A 2,109-nucleotide genomic window follows, 5' to 3' on the forward strand; every position below is an offset into this window, starting at 1 on the left:
GTATCCGCCCCATGAACCCACGGGGCGATATTGTTAGTGTTTGAAGTTCCAAGGCAGGAGTGCATCGATATCAGGTTCCGCTTTCGCTAACTCCTGCATGCACTTGACAATGTAGTCGTAAAGGATAAGGCCGTTGGCTTTCGCGGTCTCGACGATACTGTAAAGCATCGCACTCGCTTCCGCTCCATTGGGATTGGTCGAGAAGAGCCAGTTCTTTCTCCCAATAACCAGCGGTTTTATTGCGCGTTCAGCACGGTTATTGTCTATCGATAAGTGACCGTCATCGATATAGCGGATCAGCTTCGGCCACTGACCGAGCGTGTATTTTATCGCTTTACCCAGCGGGCTAGACTCAAGCACTTTCTGAGTTGTCATCCACTCGTATAACTCATCCAGTATCGGCTTGGCATGCACCTGGCGTTCTGCTCTTCGTTTTTCTGCAGACTCACCTTTTAAGCGGGATTCTATCCCATAAAGCTTCTGGATTTTGGCCAGCGCTTTGTCCGCTTTGCCTGACTTGCCTTTGCCTTGAAGCTTTTTCGCGTCCATGAACTTGCGCCGAGCATGCGCGAAGCAACCGACATTGGTGATGAGATGAAGCCCATCATAAGCACCATAGCCATCGGTTTGCAGATACCCACCATAGTTGCCCAAGAAGGCAACAGGACACGACCTCGCGCGACTGTTTTGGTAGTCGAACAAGACGATGTTTTTCACATTAGGGAGTGCGGCATCTGGCGAGTCCGCACCCGAGCAGTAGAGCCACATGTAGCATTGCTTGTCTTCCTTGAGCACATTGAGCGGCGTTTCATCCGCCTGAACCACTATTTGCTCGAGTAGGTGCGTTTTTAAGGCCGCGTAAAGCGGGGCGAACTTCTCACTGACTTGGATAATCCACCTTGCCATGGTGGTTCGTGATAGTTCGATACCCGACTGGGTAAACAGCGATTCTTGACGATACAGTGGCATCGCGTATTGATATTTGCCGAGGATGATATTGGCCAGCAAGCTTTCTGTCGCGAAGCTCTTAGGGATAATGCTTTGCGGCGCTGGCTTTTGAACGATACGGCTGTTGTCTTCGGTTTGCTCGCACTGACGACAAGCATATTTAGGACGAACATATTCCAGCACTTTGAGCACCGCTGGCGTGAACTCCAACTTTTCACTGCGGTCTTCACCGATTTTATGCAGGTTATGTTTACAGCAAGCGCACAGCTTTTCATGGTCGTCTAAATCCAGTTCGATAACCTCACGAGGCAAGGTCTTTGGCAGTGGCTTACGTTTACCGCGTTTCTTCGTTGTGGTGGTCGTCGTGACCACTTCAACCTCTTCTTCTTTAGCGGCTTCACATTCCGCTTCGTTGAAGAGGTCACCTTGCGCTTCATCGTAAGGCCTTAATGCCTCCGAGCGTTTAGCGAACTGGCGGTCGAAGGCAAGTTTGAGTTGTTCAAGTAGCGACTGGCGCTCTTGTTTCAATTGGGTTTCCGACGCCAACAACGCTTTCACCATCGCTTGTAGCTCGGCAACATCTTGGCTTTCTGGGTTGATATTTGGCGTCTTTTTCATGGCATTGATTATACTAAAATCATGCCGTTAACGCTTGGTGGATAAGACTTTATTATCGCTTAAGTTATTGTAAAATCGTTTATTTCAATGGGTTTGTGGCCGATAATCGTGAAGCCAGAAAGCAGTCTATCAAGCTCGAATTGAGTTAGGGTAAACACCTCATTTTGCTCTTTTGATGGCCACTTGTACTTGGCTTTTTCGAGGCGTTTATACCAGAGAGCAAAGCCTGTTTTATCCCAGTACAACACTTTAATTTTGTCGCGCTGCTTGTTGGTGAACAGGAACAGTGCGCCACTTCCTAAAGGTAAGTCGGTGTCACTTTCGATTATCGCGGCAAGGCCGTTGATGGACTTTCTAAAATCGACGTTTTCACGATATAAGTAAATTTCTGGGGCGCTGAGCATGCGTTTCATGATAACGCACCGATAAGCTCTGCGAGATAGGTCGCTGGCGTGCCTTGTGGGATGCTCAGTTCAATATCATTGACGAGCAGGGTCATATTGGCAACGGTAACGTGAGTGGCTTGATACTTTGTGGTCTTTT

The 2,109-nt window shown here is 48.6% G+C and carries 2 protein-coding genes and 1 pseudogene; all 3 read right to left on the minus strand.

Going from position 1 to position 2,109, the window contains the following annotated elements; translation table 11 throughout:
• Nucleotides 1–33: 33 nt before the first annotated feature.
• Nucleotides 34–1,566, minus strand: coding sequence for an IS66 family transposase (locus tag FKN88_RS17345; protein ID WP_306687766.1), 1,533 nt, complete (start codon nt 1,564–1,566; stop codon nt 34–36).
• A gap of 59 nt (nt 1,567–1,625) precedes the next feature.
• Nucleotides 1,626–1,979 carry an IS66 family insertion sequence element accessory protein TnpB gene (tnpB, locus tag FKN88_RS17350; RefSeq protein WP_306687767.1) on the minus strand — a complete coding sequence of 118 codons (354 nt, stop codon included), beginning with the start codon at nt 1,977–1,979 and terminating at the stop codon, nt 1,626–1,628.
• Nucleotides 1,976–2,109 (minus strand): annotated as a pseudogene (locus FKN88_RS17355) (IS66 family insertion sequence element accessory protein TnpB); the annotation flags it as partial. The gene tnpB and the pseudogene FKN88_RS17355, both read right to left, overlap by 4 nt.

Origin of the sequence: Vibrio sp. 2017_1457_13 (assembly GCF_030851525.1) — a bacterium.
Classification (GTDB): Bacteria; Pseudomonadota; Gammaproteobacteria; order Enterobacterales; family Vibrionaceae; genus Vibrio; species Vibrio metschnikovii.